The following is a 13,551-nucleotide window of genomic DNA, read 5'->3' as shown; positions in this document are numbered from 1 at the left end:
CGTGATCGGTCGGGGCCTAGCCCGATGGATCAGTGCTGCGCGGGGAAGCCGTCGCGGAAGACGGGGCGCGTCTCGCCTGCCTCGACGGGCAGGTGGAAACGGTTCTGCCGCGGCGGCATGGGACAGTTGTACTGGTCGGAGAAGCCGCAGGGCGGAACGAAGGCGCGGTTGAAGTCGAGGACGACGCGGCCCTCGTCGGCGGTCCGCTCGACGAAGAGGAAGCGCCCGGCGCCGTAGGTGGACTCGCCATTGGTGGGGTCACCGAAGACGAGCAGCAGGGTTCCGTCGTCGTCGAAGGCACTCAGCGTGTAGGCGCGGCCGTCCACGGTGAGCGCGATGTCGCCGGGCACGACGAGGTCGCGGGTGCCGCCGTTGTCCCTGATGTGCTCGAAGGCGACGCGTCGGGCGTCCGTCACCGGGGTGTACGCGGCCTGAAGGACCCACGCCGGGTCGTACGGGAAGGCATCCGTACGTTCGAAGTGCCGGATCGCCGGCGACCGGGCGTCCCAGAACCGCAGGCCGTACTCGGGCTCGCCGGTGACGAGGTCCGTGCGCTCGACCCTGGTGACGCTCACGGTCTCCGGTTGTCCGGCACGGGCCGCGGCGAGGTCGGGGCGCTCACCGGCGGGAAGCCAGCGGGTTTCGACGAGGGCGAGGTTCCCGGTGGGTGAGGTGACCGACCTGTGCCGCTCGGCTCGCCACGCCTGCCAGGCGTCTGCGGGGTCCGGAGCCTGCTGGTCCGGGACGGCGATGTGGGACACGCTGCACTCACTCAGGTAGGACGTTCATCGGCTGTCACGCCACGAAGGTCACGCTGCGTGAATTAATGCCCAAAGCACATTCTTTATCGCCCATAAGTCGAGCTAATGTCAAGTCACGCTGTATCGGTGAAAACGTGGCCTCGCTCACGCCGACACGGCACGACATCACCTCACGCGCTGTCGCCGGGTCGTACCAGGCCATCAACCGATCGGATGATGCTCCTTCGAGCGCGATGGCCGATGTCCGCTCCTGCCCCGCCCCGGCACGCTGGTCCGCATGGCAGTCATCGAAGTCAGCGGCCTGCACAAGGCCTATGGGGACAGGAAGGCCGTCGACGGTGTGTCCTTCGCCGTCGAGGAGGGCGAGATCTTCGGGATCCTCGGCCCCAACGGCGCAGGCAAGACCACCACCGTCGAGTGCGTGGAGGGGCTGCGGCGCCCCGACGCCGGCCGCGTCCGCGTCGCCGGACACGACCCGGTCGCCGACCGCGGCCCCGTCACCCGCGTCCTCGGCGCACAGCTCCAGGAGAGCGAACTCCAGCCCAAGATCACGGTCCGTGAGGCGCTGGAGCTGTACGCCGCCTGCTATCCGGACCCCGCCGACTGGCGTGCCCTCGCCGAACGCCTCGGGCTCACCGCGCAGCTCGGCAAACGGTTCGCGAAGCTGTCCGGCGGCCAGAAGCAGCGCCTGTTCATCGCCCTCGCCCTGGTCGGCAACCCCCGCGTCGTCGTCCTGGACGAACTGACCACCGGGCTCGATCCACGCGCCCGTCGCGATGCCTGGCGGATCGTCGAGGACATACGCGCGAGCGGTGTCACCGTGCTGCTGGTCACACACTTCATGGAGGAGGCACAGCGCCTGTGCGACCGGATCGCCCTGATCGACCGGGGACGGATCACCGCACTGGACACCCCGTCCGGACTGATCGAGCGCACGGCGAGCGGTACGGAGATCTCGTTCCGGCCATCCGCCGAGCCGGACATGGAGCAGTTGGCGGCCCTGCCGTCGGTCGAGTCGGTGGTGCGCAAGGACGGCCGGGTCGTCGTCAACGGCACCGACGAGACCACGGGCGCCCTGCTCTCGCTGCTCGCCTCCCAGGGCATCACCGCGCACCAACTCCGCGTCACCGAGGCCACCTTGGACGACGCGTACCTCGACCTGACGGGAACGGACACATGACCGCCATCGCCCACACCCGCCCCTCCTCCTCCGCCGTCAAGGGCAGCGCCACTGCCGTCCTCAGGGCCGAGGCACGTCTCTTCCTGCGTGAACCCGGCGCCCTCTTCTGGATCCTCGCCTTCCCCACGGTCCTGCTGTGCGTCCTGGGCTCCATTCCCTCCTTCCGGGAGCCCTCGGCCGACCTGGGCGGCCTGCGCGTGGTGGACCTTTACGTCCCCGTCGTCGTCCTGCTCGCCGTGATCATGTCCGGCCTCCAGGCCATGCCGCCCGTCCTCACCGGCTACCGGGAGCGCGGCATCCTGCGCCGTATGTCCGCCACCCCGATGCGGCCGGGCGCCCTCATCGGTGCGCAGATCGCGCTGCACGGCGCCGCCGTCGCGGTCTCGGCGACGCTCGCCCTCGCCGTGGGCCGGATCGTGTTCAACGTGGCCCTGCCGCGCCACTTGCCCGGGTACCTGGTGGCCTTCGCGCTCGCCGCCCTCGCCGCTCTGGCGCTCGGCAGCACCATCTCCGCCGTCAGCCGTACGACGAAGATCACCCAGGCGGTAGGGTCGGTGGTGTTCTTCCCGGCGATGTTCACGGCCGGTGTCTATCTGCCGGTCTCGACCATGCCCGACGTCCTCCAGCGCACCGTGGACCTCACGCCCTTCGGCGCCGCCGCGCAGGCCCTCGACGCGGCCGCCGCGGGAGACTGGCCGAGTTGGACTCATCTCGGGGTCACGGCGCTGTGGTCGGGACTGCTGGTTGCCGCAGCCCGACGCTGGTTCAGGTGGGAGTAGCGCGTATATGGCGACGACGCTCGAAGAGCGCTGGGCGCAGTTCCTGCGGTACGGCCCGTACGCCATGCTGGGCCTCGCCACGCTCATCGGGGCCGTGACCGCCCACCTGTTCATGTCCCGGCGGGAGATGTACGCGGCTGGGGTCCTGTTCCTCGCCTCGCTGGCTCTCCAGGTGTGGTGGACCCGGGCGGTTCCCCGGCTGCTGGCGAAGGAGTCGGCCGACGGCCGCTCCGAGGCCGGGAGTTGCGTCGATGCGGCCGGCGCCGGTAGCGCCGTCGGCGACCGGGTGCTGCCCGAGGGGACCACCGCGGGGCGTGTGTACTTCGTGGTGCGTACCGCCCTCGCCTTCGCCCTCACCTGGCTGAACCCCTTCTTCTCGATCTACGCGTCCATCGGCTACTTCGAAGCCGGGCGGCTGCTGCCGCCGCGCGCCGCGCGGGCCGGGCTCCTGGTCACCGCGGTCACACTGGCCGGCTCGCAGTCCGGCGGACTGCCGCCCACCTCACTGATTCAATGGGTCGCCTTCGGCGTGCTGCTCGCCGTGAATGTGGCCTGTGTGATCTCCATGGTGCACCTGGAGGAGAAGGAGGCCGAGAGGACAGCCGAGAAGGCCGAGAAGACCGCCGCTCTGGAAAGGGCCCTCGCCGAGAACGCCGCTCTGCACACCCAACTCCTGGTCCAGGCACGGGAGGCCGGCGTCGCCGACGAGCGCCGCCGGCTCGCCGCGGAGATCCACGACACCATCGCCCAGGGCCTGACCGGCATCATCGCCCAGCTCCAGGTCGTCGTCTCCACCACCGACCCGGACCTTGCCCGCCAGCACCTGGACCGCGCCCAGGCGCTGGCCCGCCAGTCCCTGGGCGAGGCCCGGCGTTCCGTGCACAACCTCTCCCCCGCCGCCCTGGAGGAGGACACGCTCCCCGAGGCGCTGAAGGCGACGGTCGCCGAGTGGTCCGAACGTACCGGTGTCGCCGTGCAGTTCACCGTGACCGGCACCGAGGAGCCCCTGCACGAAGAGGTCGCCGCGACGCTCCTGCGGATCGCCCAGGAAGCCCTCGCCAACACGGGCAAGCACGCCCGCGCCACCCGTGCGGGCGTCACCCTCTCCTTCATGGGCGATGAAGTCACCTTGGACGTACGGGACGACGGGCACGGCTTCGACCCGCTGGCCCTGGCGCCGCGCAACGGCACCGGCGGCTTCGGCCTCGACGGGATGCGGGCCCGCGCCGAACGCGTCGCGGGCGCCGTCGCCGTCGAGTCGGAGCCCGGCCAGGGCACCGCGATCAGTGCCCGCGTACCGTTGGTGCGCCATGACTGAGCGGATCATCACCCTGCTGATCGTCGACGACCATCCCGTCGTACGGGACGGTCTGCGCGGCATGTTCGCCTCCGATCCCGGCTTCGACGTCCTCGGCGAGGCCGGCGGCGGGGTCGAGGGGGTCGAACTCGTCCTGCGTCTCGACCCGGACGTCGTCCTCATGGACCTGCGCATGCCCGCCGGCGGCGGGGTCGAGGCCATTGCCGCACTCACCCGGCGCGGTGCCCGCGCGAAGGTCCTCGTCCTCACCACGTACGACACGGACTCCGACACGATCCCCGCGATCGAGGCGGGCGCCACCGGCTATCTGCTCAAGGACGCGCCCCGCGAGGAGTTGTTCACGGCGGTCCGGGCCGCCGCCGAAGGACGCACCGTCCTCTCCCCCGCCATCGCCTCCCGCCTGGTCTCCGCCGTCCGCAAGCCCGCCGTGCCCGCGGACGGGGTGCTGTCGGCCCGCGAGCGGGAGGTGCTCGAACTGGTCGCCAAAGGCACGTCGAACCGTGAGATCGCCCGGGAACTCTTCATCAGTGAGGCGACGGTCAAGACCCATCTGACCCATCTGTACGCCAAGTTGGGGGTGAAGGACCGGGCGGCCGCGGTGGCTGCGGCCTACGATCGCGGCATTCTGGGCTGAGCCCTCGATCCGTCCTCTTTCCTCTCTTTCACTCTCTTTCATTGCCACGGACACCTTGACAGCGTGCGTACTGTTTCGCGAAGTTTGAGGCCGCCGGACAGTTCGGCAGTCCAGGCAAGGCAGGGGTGGGACGCGGGACGTCGCGTCGCGGGGGAGACCGGGGGGTCGCCATGTGTTCTGTGAGCAATGATCCAAGCGCCTTAAGAGCCCGCGCCGCGACCGACAGGTCCCGCGCGGAGCGCAGGGAAGGGCGGTTGGCCTGACGTGGAGTTCACCATCCACCGGCCCGAGGAGCTGAACGCCTCGCTGCGCCGGGCCTGGCACCGGTTGATGGACGAGTCGCCCGACTACGGCAACCCCTTCCTGGGACCGGAGTTCGCGGCCGGGATCGGCACGTACCGCAGTGGGGCGCACGTGACGGTCCTGCACGAGGGCGGGGAGCCCGTGGGCTTCTTCCCGTACGAGCGCAACGCCTTCGGCGTGGGCCGGGCCATCGGCCTCGGCCTCTCCGACTGCCAGGCCCTCGTACACCGCCCGGGCGTCACCTGGGACACCGAGGAACTGCTGCGGGCCTGCGGTCTGTCCGTCTTCGAGTTCGACCACCTCGTCGAGGAGCAGAAACCGTTCGGCAGACACGTGACCGGAACATTCGCCTCACCGGTGGTCGACCTGAAGGACAGCGGCGACGGCAGTTACGCGGAGTGGCTGCGCGGCACGTACCCGGGACTGGCCAAGACGACGCTGAAGAAGGAGCGCCGCCTGGGGCGGGACCTGGGCGAGATGCGCTTCGTGTTCGACGAGCGCGACCCGCGGGTGCTCCACACGCTCATGCGGTGGAAGTCCGCCCAGTACCGCAGGACGGGACGGATGGACCGCTTCGCGCGTCCGTGGATCGTAGACCTGGTGGACCATCTGTTCCAGGTGCGCGAGGAGCACTTCAGCGGAGTGCTGTCCGTGGTGTACGCAGGCGACCGCCCGGTGGCCGCGCACTTCGGGCCGAGATCGCGCACCGTCCTCGCGGCCTGGTTCACGGCGTACGACCCCGGGCTCCGCTACTACTCGCCCGGGCTGATCATGCACCTCCGGATGGCCGAGGCCGCGGGCCGGGACGGGGTGCGGGTCATGGACCTGGGGCGCGGCGAAAAGGAGTACAAGGACTGGCTCAAGACCCGCGAACTACGCGTGGGTGAGGGGTTCGCGACCCGCCCCCACCCGGTGGCGGCGGCACTGCGGATGTGGCGCAGACCGGTACGCGGCCTGCGGAACACGGTCCTGGCCCACCCCGCGCTGAGAGAACCGGCCGACCGCCTGCTGAAGACGATCGGCACGCTCCGCACATCGGGCCGGGCGGAGGCCGGCGGAGCGGGGGCTTGCACACGCTGAACACCACAAGTCGCCGGACGAGGCGCACACCTGGGACGGAGGAAGCGGGCACGATGAATGTCGAGGGGTCTTCAACTGCTGCTCTTCAAAGTCGAGTGAGTGAGCGTAACCATGTGTGAGTGAGTGTCGTTGTCAGAGCATGAATCTCACGGAATGGGCGAAGACGCAGGGTGTGCATCCGCAGACCGCGTATCGCTGGTTCCGTGAGGGGACGCTGCCGGTACCGGCTCAGCGGGTCGGCCCGCGCACGATCCTGGTGAACGTTGGGGTCAACGCCGCGCCCGGGGCGATCGGCGGGCTGGGCCTTTATGCCCGTGTCTCCTCCCATGACCAGGAGACCGACCTGGAGCGGCAGGTCACCAGGCTCTCCCAGTGGGCGGCGCAGGCCGGCCACCGGGTGGTGCGTGTGGAGGCGGAGATCGCATCCGGTACGAACGGTGCCCGCCCCAAAGCCAAGCGGCTGCTGGCCGATCCGGATGTGACCATGGTGGTGGTCGAGCATAAGGATCGGCTGGGCCGGATGAACACCGAACTTGTCGAAGCCACCCTGTCCGCGCATGGGCGCCGCCTCGTGGTCCTTGATGACGGTGAGGTCGAAGACGACCTGGTGCGCGACATGGTGGAGGTGCTGACCTCGTTCTGTGCTCGCCTGTATGGTCGCCGGTCGGCGAAGAACCGTGCCCGCAAGGCTTTGGAGGCCGCCGAGCATGGCTGACTCCACACTGCGCACGATCGAGGCGCCGTTCGTTGTGCTGGGGCCGTCCGGGGTGGCGATCCGCACCAGCATCAAGGGCATGTCCCAGCGGGACCGTGAGGTGCTGCCGCTGGTGGGCGCACACCTGGGTTCGCTGGCCTCCGCCGACCTCAAGGCCCGTTGCCGGGCGGGTACCGATCACGACAGCGACCAGTGGGCGGAGCGCAAGCGGGCCCTGACCGAGGAGTCGTCCTCCCGCTGGGCCGGGAGTATCACGAAGGCCGCCCATGACCAGTGGGGCCTCTCGCGCCGTGCCCAGCTCGCCCACATCCACAACCTTGAGGCCGGGGTGCGCACGATCGCGCACCGCCTGTCCCAGCCGGTCGGGGAAAAGGGCACGAAGCGGGCGCCGGGCGGGTACCGCACAAAGCAGGAGTGGTTCCAAAAGACCCGGCGCCTGCATGTGCTGGAAGACCGGCTGGAACTGGCTCGAGGCCGGCACAATCTGGAAGCTGCCCAGCTCACCGAGTACGAGTGGCGCAGGCGCTGGGATGCCGAACGCTGGTTCCTCCAGGCAGACGGGGAGTCGGGGAAGCGTTTTGGGAACGAAACTATCCGCGTCAGCTCCGACGGCGAGATCGGCATCAAGCTCCCGGCTCCGCTGGCTCATCTGGCCAACGCCCCGCGCGGCCGGTACGTGCTCGACGGCCGGATCAACTTCCGGCACCGCGGCGAAGAGTGGGCGGACCGCGTATCGGCGAACCGTGCTGTCGCCTACCGCATCCACCTGGACGTGGACCGGGGCCGCTGGTACCTCACAGCGTCGTGGACGATCCCCCCGGTCCAGACCGTTGCCCTGGCCGTAGCCAGGGCGAACGGGCTGATCGGTGTGGACACCAACGCCGACCACTTCGCAGCGTGGCGTCTGGATGAGCACGGCAACCCGATGGGTGAGCCCCGCCGATTCTTCTACGACCTCGACGGGCCGGCCGGCCACCTACCGGGACGCCCAGGTGAGACACGCCCTCACCCGCCTCCTTCACTGGGCACGGCGCGAAGACGTCGCCATCGCGATCGAGGACCTGGACTTCGGCGCGGAGAAGACGCGGGAGAAGCACGGCCGCAGGAAGCTGTTCCGCAAGGTGATCTCCGGCATGCCCGTCGCCAAACTGCGGGCACGGCTCGTGTCCATGGCCGCCGAACTCGGCATCAGCATCGTCGTCGTCGATCCCGCCTACACCTCCCGCTGGGGCGCCGAGCACTGGCAGAAGCCCCTCAACAGCAAGAACCGCAAGGCCACCCGCCACGACGCCGCTGGCGTCGCGATCGGACGACGCGCTCTCGGGCACCGCGTCCGGCGACGGACGGCACCGCCCCCACACGACCAGAGCGATCGTGTGGGGCATCGGACCGCCCAGGCCGGACACGGCACCCGCGGGTGTGAGGAAACCCGCCCCCGCATCCCCGGACCACGGACACGATCCGTGTCGCCGGACGCGGCGCGAACGCAGGTGACCAGTGCATCCACAACCGTTCGGGATGCGCCAGTTGATCAGGTTTGGGTCCAAGACTCACTCCTGCTCACTGATTAGGAACGGTTCACCGCGGGCGGGTACGAGGAGGTGCGCCGGGTCTTCCAGCAGCTGGTGGACGAGGGAAGTGAAACCGGCGCGGGGCTGTCGGTCTGGCGTGAGGGGCGTGAAGTCGTCCGGCTGGGCGCCGGGTGGGCCGATGCCGGGCGGAGCCGTCCGTGGCGGGCCGACACCCTGGTCATGCCGCACTCCCTGTCGAAGACGTTCGTCACACTCGCGGCCCTGGTCGCGGTGCACGATGGGGCACTGACGCTGGACGAGCCGATCGCCGAGCACTGGAGGGAGTACGGAGTCCGGGGCAAGGAGCGGACGACCCTCCGCCACGTGCTCACCCACCAGGCCGGTCAGCCGCGTTTCCCAGCCGAAGCCGCGGGCCTCGATCTGCTGGAGGACGCGGGGCTGCGGGACAGCCTGGCGCGGGCGGCGCCGGAGTACGCGCCGGGAACGGCCCTCGGAGAGCACGCCCTGACGTACGGTCACCTGGTCGACGGCATCCTGCGCTCGGCCGCGGGAACGACACTGGGAGCGATGTTCAACGACGTCGTACGCCCCGCGCTGGATCTCGATGCCTGGTTCGGGTTACCGGACCCCGCGCTGGACCGCGTCGCCGACCTCGAACACGCGCGCTCCGACTGGCCGCGACAACCCCATGCCGCGCCCTGGCTCGGCATACCCCACGGCGCCCTGGAAACGGAGCGGACGAACTCCCGGACCTGGCGGCAGTCGGTGTTCGGCGCGGTCAATCTGCACACCACGGCCACCGCGATGGCGGCCTTCTTCTCCCGCCTCACCAGCGAGGACGGACCCGTGTGCCGACTGTTGGGGCCGGAGCTGCACAGTGAGCTGCTGGCCTCCCAGATCACGGGCCACGACGAGGTGTTCGGCACCCGGATCACATGGACTCTCGGCTTGGTCCGCGACAAGGGAGAGATCGCCAAGGGGGGCATCGGCGGCTCCGCGGCGTGGTGGTCGCTGCGGCACCACCACGCCTGCGCCTACCTCACCCGCCGCCTGGACGACCACTCCCGCGCCGCCCGGATCGCCACGGCTCTGGGTGACGACCTGACCGTGGTGGGCGAGGACTGAGCAGAGCGCTCGTTTCCCGCGATGCCCTCCTCCATTGCCAAGTCCTGGGCGTACTCCGCACGTTCGCTGAGCGATCCCTCGACCCGCCACGTACTAAGAGTCCTAGCAGTCAAGGAACTCCCGAGTGCCCAGCGGGACGAACGAGGAAGGGCGGAGATGGGAACTCTGGCTCTGAGCTGGTCCATTGCGACGGTCGCCGCTCTGGTCGCGGCCGTCAGCGCGGTCCGGGTGATGACGACGAGCGGCGACACCCGGTTCGCGGCGGGCGGTGACCTGCTGATGGGGCTGTGCATGGCAGCGATGGCCCTGCCCGCGACGGCGGCCTGGTACGGAGGATCCGGCATGTGGTGGGCGGTCGCGTTCGCTCTCCTCGGGCTCGGCGCCGTCGCGATGGCCGTCAAGCACACCCGGGAACGCGGCTGGAAGCAGGGCCGCCACTGGGTGCACCTCATCGTCGGCAGCGCCGGCATGGTGATCATGACGTTGGCGATGACCACCACGTCGTCCGGTCCGGTGCTCGCACTGGGCCACGGCGCCATGGCGGGCATGCCGGGGATGGCGGGCATGCCGGGGATGGCGGAGACGGCCGGCACGGGGCACGCTGCCGGAACGGGCGGCATGGCCGGTATGGAGTCCATGCCTGGGATGGACATGGCCGGTATGGGCGCCCATGGCTCGGCCGTCGGGGCCGAGGCATCGTCGTCGTCCTCCGTCTGGCGCTTCCTGATTGCCGCCCTGGCCGCCTACTTCCTGCTGTCGATCGTCGCGTCCGTATGGGCACGCGTCCGCGGCACCTCCGGGAACGGTCTCCCCGGAGGCCGCGAGAGCGGTCGGCGCCGCGGCTGGGGCCGTTGGCTGCTCGCCATGCCGGACACGGTCGTCGTGTTCCTGGTGTCGCTGACGGTCTCCGTGTGGGACAAGGCCCGCACGGCGGAACGAGGCCGCCACGGGGGCCGTCGCCGCAGGGCCGGCGCCGCACCGGAGGCGGCCCTCGCCGCGCACATCGGCATGGGCGGAACCATGTCCGCCATGCTGCTGATGATGGTGATGTAGCGGCCGCACCCGGCCACCGTGGTGTCATTCCGTCAACTCCGCTAATTCATTTAGCGTTACGCTGATCCTGGCACCTCGCCGACCGGGAGCCCTCCGCTCGTTGCGGCGGCCCCCCGGCGCACAGGAAGAACGAGCCGGGGCTCCCGGGAGGAGAGGTGCAGCCTGCGGGGGCCTTTCGCGGGATCAGAGCCCGCAGGCCACCAGCAGGGGAAGAAACGGCGCGGTGGCAGTGGCCGCCAGGATGCCCAGCCGGGTCGCGCGGTGCGGGCGAGGCTGCGGGGTGAGAACTCGCCGGAGCCGGATCAGCGCGCCGGTCCCTCCGGCCCCCAGAGCCGCCTGCGGCACCCGGCCGGCCGCCACCTCGCACATCGCGGCGGCCAGCACCTCCCGCCGATGGAGGCGCAGGGCGCGGTCGTCCGCGATCATCTCCACCAGCAGCGCCGTCTGCTCCTTGGCGTGGCGGGCGAGCGGCAGACCGGGGAAGGCGCGGGAGAACGCGTCCGTCACCAGGTGGAGCAGATAGTGCCTGCCCTGGATGTGCGCGCGCTCGTGTTCCAGAACGGCCTGCAACTGGTCCTCGGACAGGGCGTCCATGGCGCCCCGGGTGACGACGACCCGACGGAAGCGGCCGGGCAGGCAGTAGACGGCCGGGACTTCGTGGTCGATGACGGTGGCGCCGTACTCGGGTGCCGGCTCGCCGACGAGAGTGAGCAGGTCGAGGTGACGCTGCCGTGCTTGGTGTGCCCGCCAGGCACAGCGCACGAGCCAGCCGGCAGGCAGCAGCACGACTGCGGCGGGGGCGGCGAGTGCCAGGACGTCGGCCAGGGTGGGCGCGGACCCGCTCGCCGGGGCGCCGGTGACCAGGCCGCAGACGGTGAGCAACCCGACGATGCCGTTGTGCGCGTGCTGCTCGGCAATGGCCAGGTGGTACACCGCGAGAGTGGTGGCGACGACGAACGTCGCCATCAGGCCCTGCCAGGCGGCGACCGCGAGGGCCGGGGCGCGGTGGGCCCAGCGCGCCCGGGACAGCAGGGCCGGCACCGCGACGCCGACCAGCACGACGTATCCGACCAGCAGGACGACTGTGGTCATGCCTCGCTCCGCCTCCTGACCGTTCGCAGGGCCGAGCGCAGGGCGTCCGTCTCCTCCGGAGTCATCTGTTCCAGGAAACTGACGAGGGTCCCGGCCGGGTCCGGGTTACTGCCGAGGGCCTCCTGCATCAGGGCCGCCGTGTACTGCTGGCGCGTGCACGTGGGCTCGTACACCCACGCTCTGCCCTCCTTGTGCCGCTTGAGCATGCCCTTGCCGTGGAGGATGTCGGCCACGGTCTTGACGGTGCTGTAGGCGAGGGGCCGCTGCTTGTTGATGTCCGTCAGCACGTCGCGTGCGGTGGCCGGACGTCCCCACGCCCACAGGCGGTGCATGATCTCCGCCTCCAGCTCCCCCAGCCGACGCACGGTCGCTCCTCTCGTCTGCGGAGAACGACAAACCCTCCGGCACCAGTGAGGGTTCATCGTAGGTCGCCGGGTGCGCCCGTCCATCCCCTGCACCGGCAATGCCAAACGGCTTAGTAGTATGGCGGAGTCAGAGAACGACCAGTGACGGGATTCCGGTGAACGCGAGCAGGTACGTACGCGCAGGAGGCGCCCTCGGGCACCTGCTGCTCGTCGTGGTGCTCGCCCTGGGCGTCTTCGCGATGCACAGCATGGGGCATCCTCAGGACTCGTCCGGCTCCGCGACGAGCACCGCGTCCCACGCGTCGACGATGGATCCGGCCGCCGAGGCCCACGCCCCCAGGAGTGCTCCCCCGGCTCCGGGCACGGGCGCGGACCGGCACGTGACAGATCCGGCGGATCCGTCACATTCGCCAACCATTCAGACCACGCAGACCACGCAGACCACGCACCAGCCGGCCATGGCGATGGACATGCTCTCGCTGTGTGTGGCGGTCCTGTTCGGCGCGTGGGTGCTCGCCGCGCTCCTCAGGTCGGCGTTCGCCCGCGACCAGGACCGGCCGGCGGAGCTGCTCGCCCAGGTCGCCGTCGCCATCCGGCCCAATCCTCCGCCACGCAGACCCGATCTCGCCCGTTTGTCAGTTCTGCGGCTGTAGGCCGAACCGCTCTCGCGGGCGCGCACCAGGCGCGGCCCCGCGGATGCGCGTACGCCTGCACAGCCCACCAGAACCGACACTTGAGGTGAATCGACCATGACTTCCTTCATTCGCGCCCTGCGCCACAGCTCCTCCCGCCGTATCGCCGCTGTGGGCGCCGTCACCGCCGGCGCCCTGCTTCTCACCGCCTGCGGGGGTGACGACATGAGCGACATGGACCACGGCAGCGGCAGCAGCTCGGCGTCGGAGTCGGCGCCCGCCGGCAACGGCGCCGGTGCCTCGAGCTTCAACGACACCGACGTCGCCTTCGCGCAGATGATGATCCCGCACCACGAGCAGGCCCTGGAGATGGCCCGGCTCGCCGACGGACGCGCCTCCGACACGGAGATCAAGGACATCGTCGGGAAGATCGAGAAGGCCCAGGATCCCGAGATCACGACGATGAAGGGCTGGCTCGGCTCCTGGAAGCAGCCGACCGCGGTCGACTCGATGCCCGGCATGGACCACGGCGGCGACGGCATGATGTCCGACACGGACATGAAGGACCTCAAGGCCATGAAGGGCACCGAGTTCGACAAGATGTTCGCCCAGATGATGATCGACCACCACAACGGCGCGATCACCATGGCCAAGGACGAGCAGAAGAAGGGCAAGAACTCGGACGCCGTGAAGATGGCCGGTGACATCGTCAAGGGCCAGTCCGCCGAGGTCAAGCAGCTCCAGAGCATCCTCGACCGACTCTGAGTCTCCCGGCGCGCCCATGCTCGGGCGCGCCGCCACACCGTTCGTCCGGGCTCCGCCACGCACGCGCCCGCGGAGCCCGGGCGACCCCCTCCCCCGTTATGTTTTCCGCGGCCCTGCAAGAGGGCCGCTGGCCTCCGGGCCCGGCATGGCTGTTCCCCCCTGTCGAACCGATGACCTGGGGGGTGGTGCCACCGGGCCCGAGAGGCGCCGTTGGAGA

General features: G+C 70.1%; 13 protein-coding genes and 1 pseudogene. 11 read left to right on the top strand and 3 right to left on the bottom strand.

Annotated elements, in window-relative coordinates; translation table 11 throughout:
• Positions 1 to 29: 29 nt before the first annotated feature.
• Positions 30 to 776 (bottom strand): DUF1684 domain-containing protein, encoded by a 747-nt coding sequence (locus tag FPZ41_RS10390; RefSeq protein ID WP_152861300.1) that lies wholly within the window; start codon positions 774 to 776, stop codon positions 30 to 32.
• 262 nt (positions 777 to 1,038) lie between these two features.
• Here FPZ41_RS10390 and FPZ41_RS10385 point away from each other — a divergent pair, with 262 nt between their 5' ends.
• From FPZ41_RS10385 to FPZ41_RS10345, 9 genes and pseudogenes are all read left to right on the top strand, one after another.
• The gene (locus FPZ41_RS10385; RefSeq protein WP_152861298.1) at positions 1,039 to 1,941 is read left to right on the top strand and encodes an ABC transporter ATP-binding protein; all 903 of its coding nucleotides are present in this window, start codon (positions 1,039 to 1,041) and stop codon (positions 1,939 to 1,941) included.
• The gene (locus FPZ41_RS10380; RefSeq protein ID WP_152861295.1) at positions 1,938 to 2,720 is read left to right on the top strand and encodes an ABC transporter permease; all 783 of its coding nucleotides are present in this window, start codon (positions 1,938 to 1,940) and stop codon (positions 2,718 to 2,720) included. Before FPZ41_RS10385 ends, FPZ41_RS10380 begins: the two co-directional genes overlap by 4 nt.
• A 7-nt stretch (positions 2,721 to 2,727) precedes the next feature.
• Entirely contained in the window at positions 2,728 to 4,038 is a 1,311-nt protein-coding gene (locus FPZ41_RS10375) for a sensor histidine kinase (RefSeq protein ID WP_152861293.1), read from the top strand.
• Entirely contained in the window at positions 4,031 to 4,672 is a 642-nt protein-coding gene (locus tag FPZ41_RS10370; protein WP_152861291.1) for a response regulator, read from the top strand. Before FPZ41_RS10375 ends, FPZ41_RS10370 begins: the two co-directional genes overlap by 8 nt.
• 264 nt (positions 4,673 to 4,936) lie before the next feature.
• Entirely contained in the window at positions 4,937 to 6,055 is a 1,119-nt protein-coding gene (locus FPZ41_RS10365) for a GNAT family N-acetyltransferase (RefSeq protein WP_322620054.1), read from the top strand.
• Positions 6,056 to 6,194: 139 nt separating this feature from the next.
• Positions 6,195 to 6,770: an IS607 family transposase gene (locus tag FPZ41_RS10360; RefSeq protein WP_152861289.1), complete on the top strand. Its 576-nt coding sequence runs from the start codon at positions 6,195 to 6,197 to the stop codon at positions 6,768 to 6,770.
• Positions 6,763 to 8,341: pseudogene (locus tag FPZ41_RS10355) on the top strand (IS200/IS605 family accessory protein TnpB-related protein). The gene FPZ41_RS10360 and the pseudogene FPZ41_RS10355 overlap by 8 nt, the downstream one beginning before the upstream one ends.
• Positions 8,342 to 8,371: 30 nt before the next feature.
• Positions 8,372 to 9,427: a serine hydrolase domain-containing protein gene (locus FPZ41_RS10350; RefSeq protein WP_322620053.1), complete on the top strand. Its 1,056-nt coding sequence runs from the start codon at positions 8,372 to 8,374 to the stop codon at positions 9,425 to 9,427.
• Between the two features lie 156 nt (positions 9,428 to 9,583).
• The gene (locus tag FPZ41_RS10345; protein ID WP_228022654.1) at positions 9,584 to 10,480 is read left to right on the top strand and encodes a DUF5134 domain-containing protein; all 897 of its coding nucleotides are present in this window, start codon (positions 9,584 to 9,586) and stop codon (positions 10,478 to 10,480) included.
• Between the two features lie 183 nt (positions 10,481 to 10,663).
• On the opposite strand, the gene FPZ41_RS10340 is transcribed toward FPZ41_RS10345, so the two are convergent.
• Complete coding sequence (locus tag FPZ41_RS10340) at positions 10,664 to 11,572, bottom strand: M56 family metallopeptidase (protein WP_152861287.1); 909 nt, start codon at positions 11,570 to 11,572, stop codon at positions 10,664 to 10,666.
• The gene (locus tag FPZ41_RS10335; protein WP_131557446.1) at positions 11,569 to 11,937 is read right to left on the bottom strand and encodes a BlaI/MecI/CopY family transcriptional regulator; all 369 of its coding nucleotides are present in this window, start codon (positions 11,935 to 11,937) and stop codon (positions 11,569 to 11,571) included. The genes FPZ41_RS10340 and FPZ41_RS10335 overlap by 4 nt, the downstream gene beginning before the upstream one ends.
• Before the next feature lie 155 nt (positions 11,938 to 12,092).
• On the opposite strand from FPZ41_RS10335, the gene FPZ41_RS10330 reads away from it, so the two are divergent.
• A complete protein-coding gene (locus FPZ41_RS10330) occupies positions 12,093 to 12,590 on the top strand; it encodes a hypothetical protein (RefSeq protein ID WP_322620052.1) in 498 nt (165 codons plus the stop codon).
• A gap of 96 nt (positions 12,591 to 12,686) precedes the next feature.
• Positions 12,687 to 13,334 (top strand): DUF305 domain-containing protein, encoded by a 648-nt coding sequence (locus FPZ41_RS10325; protein ID WP_152861281.1) that lies wholly within the window; start codon positions 12,687 to 12,689, stop codon positions 13,332 to 13,334.
• Positions 13,335 to 13,551 lie beyond the last annotated feature (217 nt).

This window comes from Streptomyces acidicola (assembly GCF_009377235.1).
GTDB lineage: Bacteria > Actinomycetota > Actinomycetes > Streptomycetales > Streptomycetaceae > Streptomyces > Streptomyces acidicola.
The sequence above is the reverse complement of the archived record's forward strand: the minus strand, read 5'-3'. Positions and strand labels throughout refer to the sequence as shown.